Annotated in this window: 22 protein-coding genes and 2 pseudogenes; 6 read left to right on the top strand and 18 right to left on the bottom strand. The window is 61.0% G+C overall.

Annotated elements, in window-relative coordinates:
- Nucleotides 1-2: 2 nt before the first annotated feature.
- From BOP93_RS10065 to cyoE, 3 genes are read left to right on the top strand one after another with little or no spacing between them, the layout of a single operon-like run.
- Complete coding sequence (locus tag BOP93_RS10065) at nucleotides 3-617, top strand: cytochrome o ubiquinol oxidase subunit III (RefSeq protein ID WP_104502476.1); 615 nt, start codon at nucleotides 3-5, stop codon at nucleotides 615-617.
- Between the two features lies 1 nt (nucleotide 618).
- Nucleotides 619-957 (top strand): cytochrome o ubiquinol oxidase subunit IV, encoded by a 339-nt coding sequence (gene cyoD / locus BOP93_RS10060; RefSeq protein WP_104502475.1) that lies wholly within the window; start codon nucleotides 619-621, stop codon nucleotides 955-957.
- Entirely contained in the window at nucleotides 915-1817 is a 903-nt protein-coding gene (gene cyoE / locus BOP93_RS10055; protein WP_104502474.1) for a heme o synthase, read from the top strand. Before cyoD ends, cyoE begins: the two co-directional genes overlap by 43 nt.
- A 636-nt stretch (nucleotides 1818-2453) precedes the next feature.
- Here the strand turns inward: cyoE and BOP93_RS10045 are convergent.
- Together BOP93_RS10045 and BOP93_RS10040 are read right to left on the bottom strand one after the other, a co-directional pair.
- Entirely contained in the window at nucleotides 2454-4028 is a 1575-nt protein-coding gene (locus tag BOP93_RS10045; protein ID WP_205885797.1) for a histidine kinase famiy protein, read from the bottom strand.
- A 110-nt stretch (nucleotides 4029-4138) separates the two neighbouring features.
- A pseudogene (locus tag BOP93_RS10040) lies at nucleotides 4139-4315 on the bottom strand (DUF892 family protein); the annotation flags it as partial.
- Between the two features lie 681 nt (nucleotides 4316-4996).
- On the opposite strand from BOP93_RS10040, the gene BOP93_RS10035 reads away from it, so the two are divergent.
- Complete coding sequence (locus BOP93_RS10035; RefSeq protein ID WP_104505264.1) at nucleotides 4997-6268, top strand: glycoside hydrolase family 68 protein; 1272 nt, start codon at nucleotides 4997-4999, stop codon at nucleotides 6266-6268.
- Nucleotides 6269-6403: 135 nt separating this feature from the next.
- On the opposite strand, the gene BOP93_RS10030 is transcribed toward BOP93_RS10035, so the two are convergent.
- The 10 genes from BOP93_RS10030 to gcvA all read right to left on the bottom strand — a co-directional run bounded on the left by BOP93_RS10030 (nucleotide 6404) and on the right by gcvA (nucleotide 15258).
- The gene (locus tag BOP93_RS10030; protein ID WP_065935577.1) at nucleotides 6404-7033 is read right to left on the bottom strand and encodes a LysE family translocator; all 630 of its coding nucleotides are present in this window, start codon (nucleotides 7031-7033) and stop codon (nucleotides 6404-6406) included.
- A gap of 225 nt (nucleotides 7034-7258) precedes the next feature.
- Nucleotides 7259-7861 (bottom strand): hypothetical protein, encoded by a 603-nt coding sequence (locus BOP93_RS10025; protein ID WP_237140407.1) that lies wholly within the window; start codon nucleotides 7859-7861, stop codon nucleotides 7259-7261.
- Nucleotides 7861-8559, bottom strand: a complete 699-nt coding sequence (locus tag BOP93_RS10020; protein WP_104502472.1) for a hypothetical protein — start codon at nucleotides 8557-8559, stop codon at nucleotides 7861-7863. The genes BOP93_RS10025 and BOP93_RS10020 overlap by 1 nt, the downstream gene beginning before the upstream one ends.
- A gap of 95 nt (nucleotides 8560-8654) precedes the next feature.
- Nucleotides 8655-9416 (bottom strand): phosphate ABC transporter ATP-binding protein PstB, encoded by a 762-nt coding sequence (gene pstB, locus BOP93_RS10015; protein WP_231982786.1) that lies wholly within the window; start codon nucleotides 9414-9416, stop codon nucleotides 8655-8657.
- A gap of 76 nt (nucleotides 9417-9492) precedes the next feature.
- Nucleotides 9493-10386, bottom strand: a complete 894-nt coding sequence (pstA, locus tag BOP93_RS10010) for a phosphate ABC transporter permease PstA (RefSeq protein ID WP_104502470.1) — start codon at nucleotides 10384-10386, stop codon at nucleotides 9493-9495.
- Nucleotides 10383-11351, bottom strand: coding sequence for a phosphate ABC transporter permease subunit PstC (gene pstC / locus BOP93_RS10005; RefSeq protein WP_104502469.1), 969 nt, complete (start codon nucleotides 11349-11351; stop codon nucleotides 10383-10385). The genes pstA and pstC overlap by 4 nt, the downstream gene beginning before the upstream one ends.
- A 74-nt stretch (nucleotides 11352-11425) precedes the next feature.
- The gene (gene pstS, locus BOP93_RS10000; RefSeq protein ID WP_057725519.1) at nucleotides 11426-12454 is read right to left on the bottom strand and encodes a phosphate ABC transporter substrate-binding protein PstS; all 1029 of its coding nucleotides are present in this window, start codon (nucleotides 12452-12454) and stop codon (nucleotides 11426-11428) included.
- Nucleotides 12455-12659: 205 nt separating this feature from the next.
- Nucleotides 12660-13421 carry an SDR family oxidoreductase gene (locus BOP93_RS09995; protein ID WP_104502468.1) on the bottom strand — a complete coding sequence of 254 codons (762 nt, stop codon included), beginning with the start codon at nucleotides 13419-13421 and terminating at the stop codon, nucleotides 12660-12662.
- Between the two features lie 29 nt (nucleotides 13422-13450).
- Nucleotides 13451-14278, bottom strand: coding sequence for a DMT family transporter (locus BOP93_RS09990; protein ID WP_104502467.1), 828 nt, complete (start codon nucleotides 14276-14278; stop codon nucleotides 13451-13453).
- Between the two features lie 74 nt (nucleotides 14279-14352).
- Nucleotides 14353-15258, bottom strand: coding sequence for a transcriptional regulator GcvA (gcvA, locus tag BOP93_RS09985; protein ID WP_104502466.1), 906 nt, complete (start codon nucleotides 15256-15258; stop codon nucleotides 14353-14355).
- Nucleotides 15259-15474: 216 nt separating this feature from the next.
- Here gcvA and BOP93_RS09980 point away from each other — a divergent pair, with 216 nt between their 5' ends.
- Complete coding sequence (locus tag BOP93_RS09980; RefSeq protein ID WP_104502465.1) at nucleotides 15475-15900, top strand: GNAT family N-acetyltransferase; 426 nt, start codon at nucleotides 15475-15477, stop codon at nucleotides 15898-15900.
- Between the two features lie 17 nt (nucleotides 15901-15917).
- Here the strand turns inward: BOP93_RS09980 and BOP93_RS09975 are convergent, their stop codons facing one another.
- Nucleotides 15918-17108: a sensor histidine kinase gene (locus BOP93_RS09975; RefSeq protein ID WP_104502464.1), complete on the bottom strand. Its 1191-nt coding sequence runs from the start codon at nucleotides 17106-17108 to the stop codon at nucleotides 15918-15920.
- Between the two features lie 5 nt (nucleotides 17109-17113).
- The gene (locus BOP93_RS09970; RefSeq protein ID WP_104502463.1) at nucleotides 17114-17803 is read right to left on the bottom strand and encodes a response regulator; all 690 of its coding nucleotides are present in this window, start codon (nucleotides 17801-17803) and stop codon (nucleotides 17114-17116) included.
- Between the two features lie 249 nt (nucleotides 17804-18052).
- On the opposite strand from BOP93_RS09970, the pseudogene BOP93_RS09965 reads away from it, so the two are divergent.
- A pseudogene (locus tag BOP93_RS09965) lies at nucleotides 18053-19273 on the top strand (alginate lyase family protein).
- 903 nt (nucleotides 19274-20176) lie between these two features.
- Here the strand turns inward: BOP93_RS09965 and BOP93_RS09950 are convergent.
- Genes BOP93_RS09950 through BOP93_RS09935 form a run of 4 tightly spaced genes read right to left on the bottom strand, consistent with a single transcriptional unit; the run spans nucleotide 20177 to nucleotide 23104 of the window.
- The gene (locus BOP93_RS09950; RefSeq protein WP_104502462.1) at nucleotides 20177-21253 is read right to left on the bottom strand and encodes a protein-glutamate methylesterase/protein-glutamine glutaminase; all 1077 of its coding nucleotides are present in this window, start codon (nucleotides 21251-21253) and stop codon (nucleotides 20177-20179) included.
- Nucleotides 21216-21749 (bottom strand): chemoreceptor glutamine deamidase CheD, encoded by a 534-nt coding sequence (gene cheD / locus BOP93_RS09945; protein ID WP_104502461.1) that lies wholly within the window; start codon nucleotides 21747-21749, stop codon nucleotides 21216-21218. The genes BOP93_RS09950 and cheD overlap by 38 nt, the downstream gene beginning before the upstream one ends.
- Nucleotides 21746-22555, bottom strand: a complete 810-nt coding sequence (locus BOP93_RS09940) for a CheR family methyltransferase (RefSeq protein WP_065895561.1) — start codon at nucleotides 22553-22555, stop codon at nucleotides 21746-21748. The genes cheD and BOP93_RS09940 overlap by 4 nt, the downstream gene beginning before the upstream one ends.
- A gap of 9 nt (nucleotides 22556-22564) precedes the next feature.
- Nucleotides 22565-23104 carry a chemotaxis protein CheW gene (locus BOP93_RS09935; RefSeq protein WP_104502460.1) on the bottom strand — a complete coding sequence of 180 codons (540 nt, stop codon included), beginning with the start codon at nucleotides 23102-23104 and terminating at the stop codon, nucleotides 22565-22567.
- Between the last annotated feature and the right edge of the window lie 13 nt (nucleotides 23105-23117).

Here is a 23117-nt window from a genome sequence, read left to right as displayed (position 1 = left end):
CCATGTCCAATATCGTGATCGAAAAAGACATCGCCCACACCCACGAACAAGGGCATGAAGACGCCGGTTCCCTGAGCCTGTTCGGGTTCTGGATCTACCTGATGACCGACTGCATCCTGTTCGCGACCTTGTTCGCCGGCTACGCGGTGTTGCGCGACAGCGTGGCGGGCGGTCCTTCGAGCGTGGACATTTTCGAGCTGCCCTATGTGCTGGGTGAAACCATGCTGCTGCTGTTGAGCAGCATCACCTACGGCTACGCCATGCTGGCGATGAACCGTGGCCAGCAAAGCCAGGTGCTGCGCTGGCTGGGGCTCACGTTCGTGCTCGGCGCGGGCTTTATCGCCATGGAAATCAACGAGTTCCACCATTTGATCGTAGAAGGTTACGGGCCGGACCGCAGCGCGTTCCTCACCGCTTTTTTCACCCTGGTGGGCACCCATGGCGCGCACGTACTGACGGGGTTGATCTGGATGGCGGTGCTGATGGTGCAGGTTCGGCAGAAAGGCCTGACCACCACCAACGCCACCCGCCTCAGTTGCCTGAGCCTGTTCTGGCACTTCCTGGACGTGGTGTGGATCTGCGTCTTTACCGTGGTCTATCTGTTGGGGGTGGTGTGACATGTACAAGCAAAGTTCGATTCACAGCAGCGCGGGTACCAGCCATGGCAGCAGCCGCTCCTACCTGGTCGGCTTCCTGGTGTCGGTGCTGCTGACCCTGATCCCGTTCGGCCTGGTGATGTTCCCGTCATTGCCACGTGTCACTACCGCCTGGCTGGTGGTGGCATTGGGCGCGATACAAATCGTGGTCCATCTCAAGTTCTTCCTGCATCTGGATACCGCCGAGGAACAACGTTGGAACCTGATTGCGCTGATTTTCTCGGCGGTCATCATCCTTTTGCTGGTAGGACTCTCGCTGTGGATCATGGACAGTATTCATCACAACATGCTGGCGCACTGAAACACTGGCTGGGACTGTTCAATGCCGGGATCCAACTGACCAAGCCGGGGATTATTTTCGGCAACCTCGCGTCGGTACTGGGCGGCTACTTCCTCGCAGGTCGCGGCCACCTGGCAGAGCCTGCGCACTTGCTGGCGACCCTGCTGGGTACCGCCCTGCTGATCGGGTGCGGCTGTGTCATCAATAATTGCGTCGACCGCGATATCGATCGGCGCATGGTGCGCACCTGTCACCGCGCGCTGGCACTGCGAACCATCACCGTGCCCACCGCCGCAAGCTATGCCATCGCCCTGGGCGTGGCCGGCTTCGGTCTGCTGTGGGCAGGCAGCAATCTGCTGGCCTGCTTCCTGGCCATGGTTGGGCTGGTGATCTACGCAGGCGTCTATACCTGCTGGCTCAAGCGCCGCTCCCACTGGGCAACCCTGATCGGCAGCCTTTCCGGAGCGATGCCGCCGGTGATCGGCTATTGCGCGGTCACCGGCAGGTTCGACGCCACGGCGGTGCTGCTAATTGTGGTGTTCTGCTGCTGGCAGATGCCTCATTCCCACGCTATCACGGTGATGCGTCGCGAGGATTTTCGCGCGGCACGCCTGCCGCTTTTGAGTCTGCCCGAGGCGTACCGGCAGATACAGGCGTACATCCTGGCATTCCTTGCCAGCAGCCTGGTGCTGGGCGTGGTTGCGCAGATGCATGCCGTGTATTTTGCGCTGATGCTCGGACTCTGCGGTTACTGGATAACACTCGCGGCCAGCGCCACCCGCCTGACCGATTCGCCAGGCTGGGCGCGCAAGGTATTCGGTTTCTCGATTCTGCTGGTGCTGGCACTCAACCTTTCGCTGACAGTAATGGGCCAGGCCTGATGACCTGTGGGAGGGGGCTTGCTCTAATGCCTGTCAGTTAAGCGAACGAAACATAGGTATCTACACAACTCTGTAGCGCTCAACCGTAACCACGATGCGAAGCGAGCCGCTCTTGATCTTGATCTTGATCTGCTTTTGATCTCAGGCGCCCCGTTAAACCACGCTGGCCGAACGCAGGCTTGAATCCGTGGGCAACCCGGCAGGACGCCGGGTTAGCCGCCCCGCGCCATGGATGGCGCGTGGCGGCGGCCCACGGATTCAAGCCTGCGTTCGGGCACACCGAGCCCAAGCGAGGTGCCGAGTGGTGGGGCAAGAGCGTTTTGCTTACTTTTGCGCTTTTCAAAAGTGAGCCGCTGTAAAAGCGGACCCCTAAGTAGCCGTTACCGCAGAAACGGATATGTACGCGATCTGATCCAGCATCCTGGTCGGCCCAGAGGCCCATCGGGGCAAGTCGAATCGTCGCACCGCCCCTCCCACATTTGGACCGAGGTGTGTCAGATGGATACCCGTCGGTTGAGAGGCCGCCATCGGGGGCGAGCCCACTCCCACATTTGATCTTCGTTGCTTTAAGCATTTCGTCCGCTTAAATGACCGGCATTAGGGCTTGCCCCCTCCCACATTTTGAGTTGTTGCAGGTCAGGCATCGAGCACCGCGCGGATTTTTCGGGCCAGGTTGGCGGATTGATAAGGCTTTTGAATCAGCTCGAACTCATCCACCGATATGTCCGTACGCTCCAATGCATCTTTCGCGTAGCCGGTCGTGAGCAAGACCTTGATACGTGGATACAAGCGCGATACCTCACGGGCGAGTGCCGCTCCGTTCATCGCGCCCGGCATGATCAAGTCACTGAACACCAGGTCGTACGTGGCGCTCTTGAGCATGCTCAAGGCCTCGACAGCGTAGTGCGCGATGCCGGTCTGGTAACCGTAGTCGGACAGGATTTCTTGCACCAGCTCGGCCACCTCGGGCCGGTCCTCCACAATAAGGATATGTTCGTGGCCCTGCAGCGAGGTTGCGACGGTTGTCTGCTCGACCCAGAGCTGGCTGTCATCGGCTGGAAAGTACAGGCGCAGGGTGGTGCCGATGCCAGGGTATGAATGGATACGTGCCGTACCGCCCGATTGCTTGACGAAGCCATACACCATTGACAGCCCCAGGCCCGAGCCCTGGCCTTCTTCTTTGGTGGTGAAGAACGGTTGCATGACCTTTTCCTGGATATCCGCAGCGATGCCATGACCATTATCAGACACCGAGATGCTGACGTAGCGCCCCTCGGCCAGGCCATCGCGTTCAGCACTGGCCTCGCCCGGCACCTGGATATTGAGGGTTTTGACCGTCACAGTGGGATCGCTACGCTCTCGCAATGCGTCCAGGGCATTCGATAGCAGGTGCCGCACCGCCAGCTCAGCCTGGGCAGGGTCGATGCGGCAGTTCCACAGATCCTCGGCGAGTTCCACGTGCAGGTCGACGCCCTGCGGCACGGACACGAAGTCGGGACGATTCAACAAGGTGTTGAGGTTGATCACCCGGCTGTCGAGCCGCTGCTTGCGCGAGAAAGCGAGCAATTGTTGAGTCAGCGTTTGCGCTTTTTCCGCCGCCGCCCGGGCACGCCCGGCACTGTTGAAAATGCGCTGCGGGTCGCAACTGGGGCGCTTGGCGCTCTGCTGGATCAGCTCCAGATACCCGACCATCACCTGCAACAGGTTATTGAAGTCATGGGCAATGCCACCGGTCAGTTGCCCCAGCGCCTCCAGGTCCTGGGCGCGGCGCACGCGCTGTTCCGCATCGTGACGCCGGCTCACGTCCAGTTGGGAAGCGAAAAAGTACACCAGTTGGCCATGCTCGTTGAACAGCGGGGAGAGGAACAGTTCATTCCAGAAGGTCGAGCCGTCCTTGCGATAATTAAGGACCTCGACACATACCTCATGGCGTTGCTCAAGTGCACGTTGCACCTGCTGCAGGGTGTTCTTGTCGGTCTGAGGCCCTTGCAGGAACCTGCAATTGCGTCCGATCACCTCGTCGTGCTCAAACCCGGTAAGGCTCAGGAACGCCGGGTTGGCGAACACGATCGGATTATCGGGCTGGGTAGGGTCAGTCACGATCATCGCGCTGCGGCTGGCTTGCATGGCGGCGAAGAACGGATCCTTGCGGTTGGAAGAAAGCACCGCCGACCCGACAGTGTCGACCACGGGCGTTTTCTTAGTAGCCAAGGTTCACCTCCAGATAAGTGGCGCGTGTTCCATGGACCGTGAAAATGCAGCGCAGTGCCAGCGTGCGCCAAATCAAGCGCGGCGCCGTCGGTGCGGCGCCGCGCGCAGCGTCAGCGCTTGGCCTCTGTGTCGGGCGCCGCAGAGCGCTCCAGGAACGCTTGCGTAAGCTCTGGCAAATGCTCGAGCAACCATTGCGCCATGGCAATTTCCTGGGGCAGGATCTTCTCGCACGCCGCTTGTGTCTCGGCGTCTCCCGCCGCCTGCGCGGCCGCTATGAGCACCGTGTAGAAGTCGTCGTGCCAGTCCAGGCGGTAGGCGTCGTCTTCGAGCAATAAGTGCCAGGCCTGAATTTCCATGTCTTTCTCGCTTTTTTTCATCATAGCCCCCTGCAAAGTTAACCAGTCTGACTGGCTCAATAACGCGATACGGCATCAGGCTTCCCGGATCAGCGCCTGCCGTTGCCAGAGCGTGCGCAAGCGTCCCTCATGGTGGCGTAACTGATCTTGGACAGAGGGTGGGCACAGCCAGGGCTGTACGGCTCTTGAACGTTGGAAGCCTGCCTGTCATGGCGCGTTCACACGAAGACTCTGCAAAGCCGATGAACTGCACATACCCGTCGGTCACCCGGAGAAAACCTCCCCTGCCTTATTAACAGTCAGCCGCCACCACGGCGCTGCGCGACTTCGACCCCATCGGCGCCACGCCTCAGGATTGCTCGGCGAGGCACCCGCGCTGGCAATGCAGCCAGCGACGACATAAGGGGTTCGGCAGGCCCATTAACGGCTACATGGGATGTTTATTGCACAAACGTCGAGAAACGCCACGAACTGAAACGTATCAGCTCAGACAAAATACCTGATTATGCATAAATGCATTTTCGTCCTTGACCCGCAGACCCAAGTCTTCTAAAGTCAAATTACTGTATATGAATACAGTATTAAATGACCTTCAAGGACGAGGTTTTACCCATGAAAAGCAACACTGAAAAATTTGGCAAAACACCCCACCTGCCCAGCCTCTGGACCCGCGCCGATGCGCTGAAAGTCCATGCGGACGATCCCACTACCACTCAGCCACTGGTCAGTGCCGACTTCCCGGTGCTGAGCGATAAGGTGTTCATCTGGGACACCATGCCCCTGCGTGACATTGACGGGAATATCACCTCCGTTGATGGCTGGTCGGTGATCTTCACCCTGACCGCGGACCGTCACCCCACCGACCCGCAATACCTCGATCAGAACGGTAACTACGACATCACCCGTGACTGGAACGATCGCCATGGTCGGGCAAAGATGTATTACTGGTACTCCCGCACCGGCAAGGACTGGAAACTCGGCGGCCGGGTCATGGCTGAAGGCGTTTCGCCAACCGTGCGCGAATGGGCCGGCACGCCGATCCTGTTGAACGAGCAAGGCGAGGTGGACCTCTACTACACCGCAGTCACACCCGGCGCGACCATCGTCAAGGTGCGTGGCCGCGTGGTGACCACCGAGCATGGCGTCAGCCTGGTGGGCTTCGAGAAGGTCAAGCCGTTATTCGAGGCCGATGGCAAGATGTACCAGACCGAAGCGCAGAACGCCTTCTGGGGTTTTCGCGATCCATGGCCGTTCCGCGACCCGAAGGACGGCAAGCTGTACATGCTGTTTGAAGGCAACGTAGCCGGCGTGCGCGGCTCGCACACGGTGGGCAAGGCAGAAATCGGCGATGTGCCGCCCGGTTATGAAGATGTCGGCAACTCGCGTTTCCAGACCGCCTGCGTTGGTATCGCCGTGGCCCGTGACGAAGACGGCGACGACTGGGAAATGCTGCCGCCGCTGCTGACCGCAGTCGGCGTCAACGACCAGACCGAACGTCCGCACTTCGTGTTCCAGGACGGCAAGTATTACCTGTTCACCATCAGCCACACCTTCACCTACGGCGACGGGGTCACCGGGCCGGACGGGGTGTACGGTTTTGTCGCGGACTCGCTGTTCGGCCCTTACGTGCCCTTGAACGGTTCCGGCCTGGTACTGGGGAATCCGTCTTCCCAGCCCTTCCAGACCTACTCGCACTGCGTGATGCCCAACGGCCTGGTGACTTCCTTCATCGATAGCGTACCCACCGAAAACGGGACACAGATGCGCATCGGCGGCACCGAGGCACCGACCGTGGGCATCAAGATCAAAGGCCAGCAGACATTCGTGGTCGCCGAGTATGACTACGGTTACATCCCGCCGATGATTGACGTCACGCTCAAGTAAACAAGGTCAACAGACGTCGTAGCATGGCTTGATCGTTCCCACGCTCTGCGTGGGAACGATCGAAATTCACAGAAAAAAAAGCCACTCGATCGAGTGGCTTTTTTTATCCAAGTACGCACCGGCTACCCGTATAACTCATGCTGGCCGCGACGTGAACGCCAAGCGAACTGCCAGCAACACCAATACGAATGCAAGGCCCCGCGACTGCCACTTTGCGGACTCGCCGTGGTGGGACGCATAACCCCGGATGATTCCCCCCATCAGGCCCAGCACGACGTGAAAAATGATCGCGATCAAGGTTAACAGCAACCCCAGCGTCACTATTTGCAGGGCGACCGCAGAACTGCCGCGCACAACGAACTGCGGCAAAAATACCATGAAAAACAGCAACGCTTTGGGGTTGAGCAAAGAGTTAAGCATCGCTCGGATGAACACCGACATCAGCGACGCCTGGAGGGTGGCATGCGTTGAACGTGCGGCACGCACCCGCAGGGCGTTCCAGGCCATCCAGAGCAGATAGAACGCACCGGCCCAGCGGATCAGGTCGAACGAGGGGGGCCACTGCGCTATGGCGGCTGTGAGGCCGGCTGCGGTGAGCGCGGTCAATACCAGGTCGGCCGCGCCGATTCCCAACGCAGCGGCGACGCCGCCACGCCAGCCGTAGCTGGCGCCGTGCGCAATCACGAAGGCCATGTTGGGGCCGGGAGACATCAGTAACAGCAACACGGCCCCCGCAAACAGCAGGAGCGTCGATGGCTCTACCATGGGCGCTCCAGATCGCCGTAACAGGCGTTGTGAGGCGTGCTGCCATGGGGGTGAGCTGCTTTTTCGAGGTCGGTGCACCCGACCGTAACGTGACTGAACATGCCTCAATCGATTCGACGCCGCTGGAACGGTTGCATCCTGCGCGCCGGGTTCGCCTCCCTGCTGTATGTAAATGCGAGCCTAAGCCCACCATTTGATACACACAAAGAATTGTCCTGAATACATTCAACCGGACCATTGCCAACGCGCCAGGATCGAGTTGACGACAGTCCTTTTCGACTCCTGCGATAGCCCGGCGTTGCGCGGCGCCTTGTGGCTGATCAGCCGCGGCCAACCGAGCTGCGCACGGACAACGACCACGGCATCCAGGACTTTCTGCGTCCAGCGTATGTCCTGCGGATCGACCACGACAACACGGAATCCATGATCGGCGCCTTCACTCTGCACGCCCTCGGAATCATCGACGTGCAAGTCGATGTCGAATGCCGGCGGATACTTCGAAGGCGCATTGCACAGCCTGTGCCCGGTCAGGGCGCGGTTGTGCAGCACGCTGTTGACGACCCCGTCGACGCGAATGCCATAGAGCAACAGCCAGCGCCGGATGTAGGACGGTGTGCGGCCGGACGAGGTATAGACCCAGACACTGCAGCCCTGGCGACGCAACTCGCGGATCAGCGAACGTGTGCCGATACGCAACGGCTCACCCAGCCAACGATGCACACAGGCCGGCAGCCAGCTGGTCTCGACAGCGCAGTGGTGCAGCTGACAGGCCAGCGTGTCATCGATATCAAATGAAATACGCAGGCGTTGACGCTTGAATCCGCGCATCAGTGGCCTCTCTCTCGCAGGGGCAGCCGCGCGCCGCTCAGGAAAAACTTGCCTGGATCAGGCGCCTGGTGCTCCAGGAAGGCTGCATACTTTTTCTTGATCTTGGGCAATTCATACAACGCCTTGACACCATGTTTGGCAGAGTTGCGTATCACCGAGGATGGGTTGAAATAACCCTCGGCATTTTCAAGCGTCAGCACGAACGGCGGCAAACCTGCACGCATGAGCAGATAGCTGACGATAAGCGACCCGCTGCGGTTGTTGCCTTCAATGAACAGCTGCGGCTTGCTGAGGATGCGCACATAGACGCCGGCCGCCCGCTTCCAGACCGATTCGCTGCGATACGCGCAATACCAGTTGTACAAATCCTTGATACCGCCTTCAACGTTGTTGAAGAAATGCTCTTCGGTGGCCGCCAGGTGCTGCGCGTATTCCAGCCGCCGCGCCGGGTCTCGACCGCACAACACGGTGGCGTTGATCTCCAGCATCAGGTTCAGCTGATGAAGATCAAACAGGTCCACGCCGCGTGCGACATAGTCGTCAATCAACGCATAGCCTTCAAGCACATTGAGCAGCACTTCGTCGGTCAGAGGATCGCGCGGCTCGGTGAAGTGCCGGCTAAGCTCGGCGAAACGGTGCTGCACTTCGCGCAATGCGCGTTCAATGGCAGGTAAATCAAGGCGATGCGTTGCAGGCATTGAAGCTCCTTGGAAACACGAGGTAAAAAATCTACCGGTTCACGCCACATCCGTTTGGCGTTTGCACGTAGGCGGCCCAGGCCGGACGGTATTGCTCAGCTGAACTTGCCGCTGATGTAGTCTTCGGTCATCTGTTCGCGTGGTTTGCCGAAGATCTGCGTGGTCGGGCCCATTTCGACCAGATACCCCGTGCGCGTGCCCTGGGAAATATCCACCGAGAAAAACGCCGTAGTATCGGCCACACGGATCGCCTGCTGCATGTTGTGGGTCACCAGCGCGATGGTGTAATCCTTCTTCAGCTCGACCATCAGTTCCTCGACGCGACGGGTGGCAATCGGGTCGAGCGCCGAGCACGGCTCATCCAGCAGCAACACTTCCGGCTCGGTGGCGATAGCGCGTGCGATACACAGGCGTTGCTGCTGGCCGCCGGAGAGCGACAAGCCGCTGACCTTGAGCTTGTCCTTGACCTCGTCCCACAGGGCGGCGCCTTGCAGTGCGTGTTTGACGCGGTCGCCCAGGTCGCCCTTGTAGCGATTGAGGCGCAGGCCAAAGGCGACGTTGTCGAAGATGCTCATCGAGAACGGGTTCGGCTGCTGGAACACCATGCCGATGTAACGACGCACCACCACCGGGTCGACGCCCTTGCCGTATACGTCCTGGCCGAGAAAATGCACATGCCCTTCGAAACGAAAGCCCTTGACCAGGTCATTCATGCGATTGAGGCTGCGCAGCACGGTGCTTTTGCCACAGCCGGAAGGCCCGATGAAGCCGGTGATCTTGTTTTTTTCGATCGGCACGTGGCTGTCACGCACGGCCATGAAGTTGCCGTAGAAAATCTTGTCCAGCTTGCAGTCCATGACCACAGGCGACTCGGTCACAAACGGAGCGGCTATTTGCGCAGTGGATACGTTCAAAATTCAGGTGCTCCCGCTTTTAGTACTTGGGTTTGCCGAAAATACGGCTCACGACATTCACGACCAGCACGATCATCACCAGCACCAGCGAGGCCGCCCACGCGAGTTCAAGCTGATTGTCGAAAGGCATGCCGGAGAAGTTGTAGATCAGCACGGCCAACGAGGCTGTCGGGTTCATGACGGCCAGGTTGCCGTCGTGGTAGATCCAGTAGTTGCTGAACAGCGCAGTGAACAGCAATGGTGCGGTTTCGCCCGCAGCGCGCGCCACGGCCAGCATGACGCCGGTCAGGATCGCCGGCAGGCCGGTAGGCAAGACGATCTTCCAGATCACCTGCGAACGGGTGCAGCCCATACCGTAGGCAGCGTCCTTCATGATTTTGGGCACCATGCGCATCGACTCTTCGGCCGTCAGCACCACGATTGGCAGCATCAGCACGGCCAGCGCCACGCCACCTGCCGGTGCCGAGTAGGTCCCGGTGGTCATCACCACCAGCGCGTAGGCAAACACCCCGGCCAGAATGGACGGCAAGCCGGTGAGCATCTTGGCGGCAAAGCGCGCAGCGCTCGCCAGTTTGCTGTCAGGCCCCAGTTCCGCGAGGAAGACTGCTGCCAGAATACCGACCGGCACGGCGATGGCCGCCGCAATGCCGACCATCACCAGGGTGCCGGCCATGGCGTTGCCGAAGCCGCCACCGGTCTCGAAACCGGTCGGCGGCAGCTCGGTGAAGAGCTCCAGGCTCAGGCGCGCACCGCCTCGGGTGATCAACATATACAGCACGGAGATCAACGGTACGCTGGCCAGCAGCGCGCCGAACCAGACCAGCGTGGTCAAGACCAGGCTGCGCAGGGCGCGGCCTTCGAAGCGGCGCTGCAGGCTGGGCAGCGCGGCGGCAGGTGCGGTGAGGTTGGTCATTGTTTGGTCCCCCGCTGGGCGTAGAGCATGATCATCGAACCCGCCACGTTGACCAGCAGTGTGATGAACATCAGCACCAGCGCCGCATACATCAACACTTCGATCTCGTTGGGCCCGGCCTCGGGAAAGTTCAGCGCCAGCAAGGCCGCCAGGGTATTGGCCGGCGCGAACAGGGACAGGGAAATGTTGTTTGCGTTACCCACCAGCATCGCCAGGGCCATGGTTTCCCCCAGGGCGCGGCCGAGGCCCAGCACCAGGGAGCCGAAGATACCGGTGGCGGCCGACGGCACCATCACCTTGAGAATCGCTTCCCAGTGCGTCGTGCCCATGCCGTAGGCGGCCTGTTTGGTTTTCATCGGCACCGCGGTGAGCGCGTCCTGGGACACTGCGGCAATGGTCGGCAGGATCATGATGGCCAATACCAGCGCGGCCGGCAGCAGGCCCGGCCCGCTCAGGGACGTACCGAAAAAGGGAATCCAGCCAAGCTCCGTGTTCAGCCATGCCGTCAGCGGGCGGATGGCGGGGATAACTACATAGATGCCCCACAGGCCGTACACCACGCTGGGGATCGCCGCGAGCAATTCGACGATGGTGCGAAACACCGCAGCCAGCTTGGCGGGAAGGAAATCCTGGGTGAGGAAAATCGCCATGCTGACGCCAAAAAAGCCGGCGATCATCAACGCGATAAAGGCGCTGTACAGCGTGCCCCAAATCGCCGGCAGAATGCCGTACTTGCCTTGATTGACATCCCAGACGCTGCCCAGCAGCACGTCAAAACCGTGCTTTTCCATGCCTGGAAGGGCCTTGCGCCCTACTTCGAACACCAGTGCGAAGACTAGCGCCAGCACCAGCACCACGCCGATGCGTGCAAGCGCACGGAACGTGCGATCCATCACGAAGTCCTTGGTGGACGGTGGCTGGCACGCAGAGTCCGGGTTACCCGGTACGACAAAAGGTGTGTTCATGGGTTAATTCCGAAACAGGGAAGAAGTGCTCCCGGCATGGCTGACTGCCCATGCCGGAAGCGACCTGGCACGCCTTACTGAATGTTGGCGGAGGCTTTGCGAACCTGCTCGACTACCGAAGGCGGCAGCGGGATGTAGCCCATGGAGTCAGCGATTTTCTGCCCTTCGGTCAGGCTGTACTCGACCATTTCACGCATGGCCTTGGCCTTGGCCGGGTTGCCGTTGTCCTTGCGGAAAATCATCCAGGTGTAGGACGTGATCGGGTAGGACTTGGCACCGTCCGGGTCCGGCAGCCAGGCCACCAGGCTTTCCGGCATCTTCACCGCAGCCAGTGCTTCTGCACCGCTTTCGGCATTGGGCACAACGTACTGGCCGGCCTTGTTCTGCAACTGGGCGAAGTCAACCTTGGCCAGTTTGGCGAAACCGTATTCGATGTAGCCAATCGCGCCTGGGGTCTGGCGTACGGTGGCGGTCACACCGTCGTTCTTGGGCGACTTGATGAACTTGTCGGTCGCTGGCCAGTTAACGGTGTTGCCTTCACCCAAGGCTTCTTTGAAGCCAGGGTTGATCGCCGCCAGGTGCTTGGTAAATACCGCGGTGGTGCCACTGGAGTCCGCACGCACCACGACGGTGATAGGCGTAGCCGGCAGCTTCAGGTCCGGGTTGGCGGCAACGATCTTGGGATCGTTCCACTGAGTAATCTTGCCCAGGAAGATATCGGAGTACACATCGCGCGGCAGCTTCAGGCCCTTCGGGTTGCCCGGCAGGTTGTACGCCAGCACGATTTCACCGGCGGTCATCGGCAGCAGTTGCACGCCCTCGGCAACCTTGGCGATGTCTTCGTCTTTCATCGCGGAGTCACTGGCGGCGAAGTCGACGGTTTTGTTCAGGAAGTCCTGCACACCCGCCCCGCTCCCCTTGGATTGGTAGTCAACCGTGACGCCCGCGCTTTTCTTGCTGAAATCCTTGAACCAGGTGAGGTAGATCGGGGCCGGGAAACTGGCACCGGAACCGGTCAGGCGGATGCTTTCGGCAGCAAACACCGAAGTGGCGCTCAGAGAAACCGCGACGGCGAGTGCAGCAGACTTCATCAAGCTTTTCATTCAGGAACTCCGTGGTGTAATTTCGGGCTCCCGGGACTGTGCAGCAGCTTTGTTACGATTTTATGAAAAATCCATGGCAGACGTGTTTTTGCCCCCTTTTGCCGGTGCAAACTGGCATTTTGCCGTGATTGATTCGTAACAAATTGCGACTAACAGGCGTATTCGTCCCTTTCGGGCACGAAACGAGACAAAGACGCCCGCCGGCTTACTTGCCGCCCGTCACGTCAAGGAATGTGCCGGTCACAAACGACGCTTCGGCGCCGGCCAGCCAGAGGATGGCCTGCGCCACTTCCTCCGGTTGGCCGCCGCGCCCCATGGGAATCGAGTCTTTGACGCGATCCACGCGGCCCGGCTCGCCGCCGCTGGCGTGCATCTCGGTGTAGATGTGCCCGGGGCGAACACAGTTGACGCGTATGCCCTCGCGCGCCACTTCCTTGGCAAACCCGATGGTAAACGTCTCCAGGGCGCCTTTTGACGCGGCATAGTCGATGTATTCGTTGGGACTGCCCAGGCGTGCGGCGCCGGAAGAGACATTGATCACCACCCCGCCCGACCCGTTGTGCCGGTAAGCCATGCGCTTGACCGCTTGCTGGGCGCAGAGCATGGGGCCGATGGCATTGACCGCAAAGATGCGCTGCATGCGTTCATGACCAAGATCCTCCAGGCGCGACTGGGTCGCCAGCACCCCGGCGTTATTGACCAGGACATCAATGCGCCCGAACGTGCGGTCAATGGCCGCGAACAACTGCGCGACCTGTTCGGGGTCTGCGCTGTCGGCCTGCACGGCCAGGGCCCTGCGCCCCGCTGCCTGCACATCCGCCACCACCGCCAGCGCCGCCGGTTCGTTGGCCACGTAGCTGATCGCGACGTCATAGCCCCTGGCGGCGGCCAGTCGAGCGGTGGCTGCACCCACGCCGCGACTGCCTCCGGTGATCAGGATCAGGGGTGCCTGTGTGACCTTGTCCATTTGAATGACCTCCTGCGTTGTTGGCTGTATCAGCCGATGATGAGGATGCCGGCTACGATCACCACACACGCCAGGACGCGGCGCAGGGTGAGCGTCTCGCCGAGAAACAGGTAACCGATCAACAGCGCAAACAGCACGCTGGTTTCGCGCAATGCCGACACCGCGCCCAGGGGCGCTTCGTTCATGGCGTAGATAACGATTGCATAGGCCAGCAAGGAGACCAACCCGCCGAGCGCGGCGGTCAACAGGCCGGGCCGCACACTGAACAAGCTGCGGGCATCGCGCAGGCCGATATACACCATCGGCATCAGCACGCCCCACAAGGCACACATCCAGGCGGTGTAGGCTAGCGGCGCGCCGGAGAGCCTGGCACCGATGCCGTCGACGACGCTGTAGGCCGCGATGAAGCAGCCGGTGCCCAGCGCATAGGGCAGGCTGGGAACCGACAGGCTGCGCCCCTTGAAAGCCAGCGAAATGATCCCGCCAGAAACCAGCGCGATCCCCAGCAACTGGCCGGGCGCGATGCGCTCGCCGGCAAACACGGCGGCACCCAGGGTGATCAGGGCCGGCGACGACCCACGCGAAATCGGATAGATCTGCCCCAGGTCACCGACCCGATAGCTGCGCACCAGAAACAGGTTGTAGCCCACATGCAGTAACGCTGAGAGCAGCGCATACCCCCAGCTCTCAGTCGCGGGTATTGGCATGAACGCTGCGGCGAGGCTGCAGGTGATGGCGATGGCAATACACATCACAGTCATCGACCACAGCCGGTCGGCACCGCCACGCAGCAGCGCATTCCAGCTGGCGTGCAGGAGCGCGGCGAAAAGAACCAGGCAAACAAGATGGATAGGCATGCGCCATCTTAGGCAGCCCGGCACCGGAACGACAGCGAAGTTTCCTCATTGCACCATGAACGAATACTCATACCCTAGTGAGCGGCCTGTTGCACTTTCAGCGCCTCGGCCATCAACCACTGTCGAAAGTCGAGAATGTGCGGCTGCGCCTCGATGCCCTTGGGGCACACAAAGTAGTAAGCCAGCGGCGATGGGAACGGCACATCGAACAGCCGCACCAGCCGGCCATCGCTGATTTCGTTTTCCACGTGGCCACTGCGCACCAATGCAACGCCCTGGCCGAGCAAGGCGGCCTCGACCGTCATGTTGCTGTCGCCGAACCTGACGCTTTCCCTGAGCGGCGAAAACACCAGCCCGACGGCCTGGAACCAGGCCTCCCATTTCGGCACCAGCTCGGCGCCGTCGCGGGTCAGCAGCGGCAAGCGCAACAAATCGGCCGGGGTGTGCGGCGTTCCAAGGCGCCCCAGCAAATCGGGGCTGGCCACCGGAAACACCTGCTCGCCGAACAGAAACTCCGAATACAGACCGGGATAACTGCCCTTGCCCAGCCGAATCGCGACATCGGCCTGGCCCCCCGAGAAGTGGATGATCTTGTCGGTGGTGTCCAGCGACACCAGCAGCTCGGGGTGCTGACGGGCCAGGCTCGGCAAGCGCGGCAGCAGCCATTTGAGTGCGAACGAATAGGTGGTACTGACGCTGAGTCGAACCCGGCCTTTTTGCTCGCGCAGATCGCCCAGGGTCGCCTCCAGGCTGATGAAGAATTCGCGCACGATGGGCGCCAGCGTAGCCCCCGCCGCCGTGAGGCGTAGCGGTTGACCGCGTTCAAACAGCTGCAGCCCCCACAGCGTTTCCAGATGCTTGAGCTGGTGGCTGACCGCGCTCTGGCTCACATGCAGTTCCTGGGCGGCGGCTGTAAAGGTCGGATGCCGCGTGGCGGCTTCAAACGCGCGCAAGGTGGCGGTCGGCGGCAGGTCTCTCATCGGCAGGGTCTCGGCGAATGGGCAGGAACAGGTTGGGCATGAGCTCAGGCTCATGTTACCCCGGTCGCCGGGTAATTGATTCAGACAGGGATGGGCGACCGACCGATGCGCGCTCCAGGCCGCTGGCTTTACGCGGGAGCCGGCGCAGTACCCGACTGCGCTAATGAATGGGTGATAGGGTTACGCCAATGCCCACCGATAGAAACGTGCCTGAATATGGAACTGTACATCCGCCCCGCCACACTCGACGACGTGCATGCACTTCTCGCACTGGACGCCTACGCCACGGCCCACGCCAGTCGCCGTGTATTTATCCATGACGCCGTTGTGCGCCAGCAATGCCTGGTCGCCGAGGCAGGCGGCCAGTGCGCTGGCTACCTGGTGCTGACCAATGATTTCTTCCATCACGACTTTGTGGCGCTGGTGGTCGTGGCGCCGATGCACCAACGCCAGGGGGTGGCGCTGGCGCTGCTGGCGGGCGCCGAAAAGCTGTGCAAAACGCCCAAGCTGTTTGCCTCGACCAACCTCTGCAACACCGCTTCCCAGGCGATGCTGGCCAAAGCCGGGTTCATACCGAGCGGTCGAATCGAGAACCTTGATGAAGGCGACCCGGAACAGGTGTACGTCAAATTCGTTTGTTGAACCGGGCCGGTCAGAGCCTACACCGGGAACTGTGCCCTGATCAGCGTGCCACCCTCGTCCAGGTTGCTGGCGGTCATGGCGCCGCCATGGGCCTGGCAGATCGCCCGGGCGATGGACAAGCCCAGCCCGCTGCCGCCCGAGTAACGCGCCCTGGAGCGTTCCGCCCGCCAGAAGCGATCAAATACGCTGTCCAGATGCTGTGCTTCGATGCCCGGGCCACGGTCACCGATTTCAATCACTACCTGGTCTTGAACCTGACACGCCACAATATTCAACTCACCGCCGCCTGCCGCATAACGCAACAGGTTATCAACCAGAATGTTGATGACCTGGCCCAGGCGATCGCGATCGGCATGCACCCGCAGCCCATCGGTCATACTGACCTGTGTTCGAACGCCGGCCTGATCCAATTGCGGCTCAAACCAGGCCAGCCGTTCGGCCACCAGCGCCATCAAGGGGAAATCGCTGCGCTCAAGCACCAACCGGCCAGCCCGGGCCATCGACAACAGGTGCAAATCATCCACCAGTTTGCTCAGCTGATCGAGCTGACGCTTGACCATGCCCAACTGCGCCGCATCGCTGGGAAACACCTCGTCGAGCATACCCTGCACGCGCCCCATGGCGGCATTCAACGGCGTGCGCAGCTCGTGGGCAATGACCGCGCTGGACTCTCGCACGTCACGCTCATAGCGCTCCAGTTGGGTGCTCATGCTGTTGAAGTCGCTGACCAAGCGTTGCAGCTCGTCGGGTGCAGCGCGGTGGACCGGCAGACGCGTCAGGAAATCCCCGCCGGCGACGCGCCTGGCGCCCTGGGCAATCGTCGAAAACTGGCTGGACAAGGGCCGCGAAAACCACAGGCCGCAGGCAATGATGATGGGGATGGCGACCAGCACCAGGCCAACCAGTACCAGCCAGTCGTGATTGGCGATGGCCGGCTGGAAATAGTCCAGGGGGTAGTACTGGGCAACCAATTGACGCAAGCGTGGCTCGTTGAGCCCTGGATCGGCGCGCAGTTGCTGCAGCTCTTCGCGCAGCCCCGGCGGCAGATGCTGCACAAAACTCCAATCCGTCAGCGTGATGTTGATCCACATGCACACCGAGATCACCACCACCGCGCCGATCGCCAGCAGGCTCATGCGCATGCCGATCCAGCGCCACAGTGGTTTGTCGTTGATCTGCGATTTATCCGCAGGGGGTTTATCCAACATGGGGCTCACCTGAACCGATAGCCAATGGAGCGCACCGTCACCAATACCCCGGCGATGCCATGGGTTTCCAGCTTGCGGCGCAGGTTGTGCACATGGGTATCGACGACACGGGCCAGGGCTTCGCTTTCCGGCAGGCAGATTTCCAGCAGCTCGTCACGGGTAAAGGCCTTGGACGGGGTCTGGAGCAACGTCACCAGCAGCTTGAATTCCGTCGGCGTCAGGTCCAGCCATTGCGGTGCTGCATCGCCCTGCTCAATGGCTACGGTAAAAGCGTCAAGATCCACCCGCAGGTTCTCATGGCGCAACAGGTGTGCCACCGGCTGGTTGCCGCTGGTGCGTCGCAGCACCGCCTGTACCCTCGCCACCACTTCACCCGGGCTGTAGGGCTTGACCACATAATCGTCTGCGCCGTAGCGCAAGGCGCCAAGCTTTTCCGGTTCGTCGCCCATGGCCGTGACCATGATCACCGGCGTGTCACTGCTGCGGCGCACGGCGGACAACACCTCGGTGCCACTCAAGCGCGGCAGCATCACGTCGAGCAATATCAGGTCGGGCTGCCAGCTCTTGTGCAGGTCGAGACCGCGCTGACCGTCTTCGGCCAAGGCCACCTCATAGCCATCGCGGCGCAAATAGGCTTCGAGAATGCTGGCGCTGTCGGCATCGTCTTCGACGATGAGGATACGTTTTCCTGACACAAAGAAGCCTCTTGATGAAACCTTGATAATTTGCGAACGGTTTATTGAAAGTCCGCTGCCAGGCTTGCCCTGTGCCCGACTTTCGCGAACCGATCCTATGCCTACCACCGCACTGCTGTCCAAGCCTATCAACTCGCCTGACAGGCTCCATTCAAGCGCCAGCTGTGTTTCATCCCGGGGGCCAAACCTGGCCCTGTCCGTATGGCTGTCTACGCCGCATAAGGTTGGACACATCAGGTCGAACACACGATGATTTCTTTCAAGCACCTATCCAAAGTGGCCGTGCTGCTCGGCGCGCTGTCGATGAGTATCGACGGTCAAGCCTCCTCCACCCTGCCTGCCGATGCATTCATCCATCCCGGCCTGCTCCAGACCCAGGCGGACTTCACGCGAATACGCGAAAAACTGGCCAACCAGAACCCGCCATGGCTGGCCGGTTGGCAAAAGCTGATCGCCAATCCACATGCCTCATTGGCTTGGCAACCCAATCCAGTGTCTGTGCTGAACCGCACTTCAGCAGACATGAATAACGACAGCACGCTGTTCAACGACGCCGCCGCGGCCTACGCACTGGCCCTGCGCTGGCAGATCTCGCAGTAACCCGCCTATGCCGACAAGGCCGTGGGTATCTTGAACCAGTGGTCCTCCACGCTTACCGCCATCAGGGACGAACCCGACAAGTTCCTGACGGCAGGCTTGTCCGGTTATCAACTGGCCAATGCGGCCGAGTTGTTGCGCAGCTACCCGAAGTGGCAGGCGGCGGACTTTCTTCAATTTCAAAGCATGCTGCTCAACGTGTTCTATCCCATCAGTCATGATTTCCTGCTGCACCACGATGGAAGCCCGCCTGATCGTCACGGCGCCCGCTGGGACCTGGCCAACATGAACTCGATACTGGCCATCGGCGTACTCACGGATCGCCGCGACCTCTACAACGAGGCCGTCGATTACTTCAAGCACGGCAGCGGTAACGGCGCCATCGAACACGCGGTCTGGAAGTTCCATGGCAATGGCCTGGGTCAAGTCCAGGAAAGCGGGCGTAACCAGGCACACGCCCTGCTCGACATCGCCCTGCTCGGCAGCTTCTGCCAGATGGCCTGGAGCCAGGGCGACGACCTGTTCAGCTACCAGAACAACCGTGTACTGCAAGGCGCCGAGTATGTGGCCCAGTACAACCTGGGCCAGGACGTGCCGTTTACCCCTTTGCTCAACCGCGCGTTCAAACAGAGGGTCATCTCGGCCGAGCATCGGGGCGAAATCCGTCCGATATGGGAGCTGCTCTACAACCACTACGTCGTGCGCAAAAGCCTCAGCGCGCCGAATGTGAAAGCCATGGTGAATAAGGTCCAGGTGGAAGGCGGCGGCGGCGATTATGGCCGCGACAGCGGCGGTTACGAGCAACTGGGGTACGGAACATTGCTGTATTCGTTGGACGAATACGGTGTGTCAGACGCTGAATTAGTGCCGTAAAAGACGCCGGTGCCGAACGGCACCGATCGCGGCTACGGTGCTATAGGCATAGGTATCTACACAGCTCGGTAGCGCCCAAACGTAACCACGATGCGAAGCGAGTCGCTCTTGATCTTGATCTTGATCTGCTTTTGATCTCAGGCGGCCCGTTAAACCACGCTGGCCGAACGCAGGCTTGAATTCGTGGGCAACCCGGCAGGACGCCGGGTTAGCCGCACTGGGCCATGGATGGCCCATTGCGGCGGCCCACGGATTCAAGCCTGCGTTCGGGCACACCGAGCCTGGGCGAGGTGCCGAGTGGTGGGGCAAGAGCGTTTTGCTTACTTTTGCGCTTTTCAAAAGTGAGCCGCTGTAAAAGCGGAACCCTAAGTGGCCGTTACCGCAGAAACGGATATGTACTCGATCTGATCCAATATCCTGGTCGGCTCTGAGGCCGCCATCGGGGGCAAGCCCCCTCCCACATTTGGGCCAGGATCGACACAAGATACCGGTCGGCTCTAAGGCCGCCGCGCTTTTGCTTTTGATCTTAGGCGCCCCGTTAAACCACGCTGGCCGAACGCAGGCTTGAATCCGTGGGCAACCCGGCAGGACGCCGGGTTAGCCGCACTGGGCCATGGATGGCCCATTGCGGCGGCCCACGGATTCAAGCCTGCGTTCGGGCACACCGAGCCCAAGCGAGGTGCCGAGTGGTGGGGCAAGAGCGTTTTGCTTACTTTTGCGCTTTTCAAAAGTGAGCCGCTGTAAAAGCGGAACCCATAGCAGCCGTTACCGCAGAAACGGATATGTACTCGGTCCAATCCAACATCCCGGTCGGCTCTGAGGCCGCCATCGGGGGCAAGCCCCCTCCCACATTTGGGCCAGGATCGACACAAAATACTGGGCAAGGCAGCCTGGAACTCACGTTCAATTATGCAAAATCGCCCGATGAATATCCCCCAGCGCCATGATGCGCTGGGCGGCGTTGAGCTTGATCGCCTCCTTGGGCATGCCGAACACCACACAACTGGCCTCGTCCTGAGCCACCGTGGCGGCGCCGGCATCAAGCATCTCCTTGAGCCCGCGTGCGCCATCGTCGCCCATACCGGTCATGATGATGCCCGTGGCGTTCCTGCCGGCGAACCTGGCCACCGAGCGAAACAGCACATCCACTGAAGGCCGGTGCCGGTTGACCAGCGGCCCATCGATGACCTGAGCGTGATAATAGGCGCCGCTGCGGGTGACCATCAGGTGCTTGCCGCCAGGGGCGATCAGGGCCAGGCCGGGCAGGACACGGTCATTGTTGCGCGCTTCGCGCACCTCGATTTCGCAAACGCTGTTGAGACGCTCGGCGAACGAGGCAGTGAATTTTTCCGGCATGTGCTGCACGATCACCATGCCCGGGCACACCCGCGGCAGGGCCGTCAGCACCGCCTCCAGCGCCTGGGTGCCACCGGTGGAGGTGCCGATGGCGACAATACGTTCGGTGGTGTGCGCCATGGCCTGGCCATTGGCGGCGGGCAGGATCGCATCCGCACTGAGCTTGCCGGCCGGTGCCGGTGCCGGGCTGACGCTGCGCCTTCCCAGGTTCCTGACGTTGGCGTTGGCCGCGGCACGGATCGCCGCCACCAACTCGGCCGCCGATTCGATCAGGAAATTCTTCAAGCCGGTCGTGGGCTTGGTAATGATCTCCACAGCACCCGCTGCCAGCGCCTGCAGGGAGGTTTCCGCGCCTTTCTGGGTCAGCGACGAGCAGATCACCACCGGCGTCGGCCGCTCGCTCATGATTTTCCTGAGAAAGGTGATGCCGTCCATGCGCGGCATTTCTACATCCAGCACGATCACATCCGGCCATTCCCGGGCGAGTTTGTCCATGGCGAAAATCGGGTCGGAAGCGGCGCCCATCACATGGATATCCGGCGTGTCAGCGAGAATCGCCAGCAGTACCTGGCGCACCACGGCCGAGTCATCGACCAGCAGCACACTGATTTTTTTGGTAGGCATCTTGTTGAAGTGTTCCCATAGGTTGGTGCCGGACCCAGACATTGCCGTTCCACAGGTCGAACATGATCGTGCGGTAACCGGTACTGCCCATGTCCTGGGCCGTCAGGTGCAATTGATAGCGCTCGGCCAGGGCCAGCGCCGCGCGAATATTCAGGGTGGCCACGTCGTGGGTCGGCAGGCGGCGCTGGTGATCAGGAAACATCTCGCCGCCGCCGAACAACTTGACCTGGTAATCCTGCGCACGCGTGCCATTGGCCTGGGCGTGGCGCAGCAGCAGTTCCAGGGCTTCGTCGCCATAGCGGCCATCCAGGGGCTGATGATTGCGCGCTCGCCCCGGCAGCATGAAGTGACACATGCCGCCGATCTGTCGTTGCGGGTGCCAGAAGGTGATCGCCACGCAGGAACCGAGCAAGGTACGCAGGCGCGTCGGCCGCGTCGCAAAGCTGACCTGCCCAGGCGCCAACACCACTTCGCCCACACCGACTGGTTTTTTCATGGCTTGCGGTAAATCGACGGCGCCACCAGCTTCAAGGTGTCGTTGACACCGTTGAGGCTTTCCGAGTGGCTGATGATGAAATAACCGCCGGGCTTAAGCAGCGGCAACAGACGCGCGACCACCTGGCTCTTGGTCTGCTGGTCGAAATAGATCATCACGTTGCGCAGGAAGATCACCTCGAACTCGCCCAGGGCCGGCAGCGCTTCATTAAGGTTGACCTGCACAAAATTGACGCGGTTACGCAAGGCCTTGTCGATCAGGAAGGTGCCCTCCTGGCGGCCAATGCCCTTGAGACAGTACTTGGTCAACAGCGGCTGGGGCAGCGTCGCGGCGCGCTCCATGGCGTAGTGGCCGTTGCGTGCCTTGGCCAGCACCTGGGTGCTGATGTCCGAGCCGATCACTTCCCAAGGCGTGGTGCCCAGGCCCTCGGCCAGGGTCATCGCCAGGCTGTAGGGTTCTTCGCCCGAGGAACTGGCCGCGCTCCAGACGCGAAATACCTTGCCCGGCGCGGCCCCGGGCAGCACCTGCTGGCGCAGGAAGTCGAAGTGCTTGGGCTCGCGAAAAAAATAGGTTTCGTTGGTGGTCAGCAAATCCAGGGCAACCTGCAGCTCGCCCTTGCGTTGGTCACTCATGATCAGCTTGAAGTACTCGCCGTAGCTATGCAGCTCGTAGTGCTTGAGGCGCTTGAACAGGCGCCCGGCCACCAGGGCTTTTTTGGCCGGCGACAGGTTGATGCCGGCCGCGCGGTACAGCCAGCTCTGGAACTGGCCGAATTCACGATCGTCGATGGAGGCGGTATCTGGCATGGTCGGGACTCAACGCGGATCGAGGTCGAGGGCCGCCGCCTGGCCGTCCTCGGCGAGGCTGGACATCTCATCGATGGACAGCACCTTGTCCACCTCCAGCACAATCACGAACTTGCCGTCGACCTTGGCCATGCCGCCGATGAAATCGGCGCGAATCCGCGCGCCGAAACTGGGCGGCGGCTCGATCTGCGCGGCGGGGATCTCCTGCACGGCGGACACGGTATCGACCAGCAACCCGATATCCTGAGGCCGTCCATCATCGTTATTCGCCTCAATGATGATCACGCAGGAGCGCCGGGTGATCGCCGAGTTGGCCCGCCCGAAGCGCGCCGACAAGTCCACCACCGGCACCACCGCGCCGCGCAGGTTGATCACCCCGCGCACGAACGCCGGCATCATCGGCACCACGGTCAGGCTGCCGTATTCGATAATTTCCTTGATGCCCAGAATGCCGATGGCGAACATTTCACCGCCAAGCATGAAGGTCAGGTATTGCGCGTCCTCATCCACCGCAACCGCGGTATGCCGAGTCGTCATCACTGCGCCCATGTCACTCTCCTTG

It is taken from the genome of Pseudomonas orientalis (genome assembly GCF_002934065.1).
Lineage (GTDB): Bacteria > Pseudomonadota > Gammaproteobacteria > Pseudomonadales > Pseudomonadaceae > Aquipseudomonas > Aquipseudomonas orientalis_A.
Note: the sequence above shows the minus strand (reverse complement) of the source record. Positions and strands in the feature narration are given on the sequence as shown.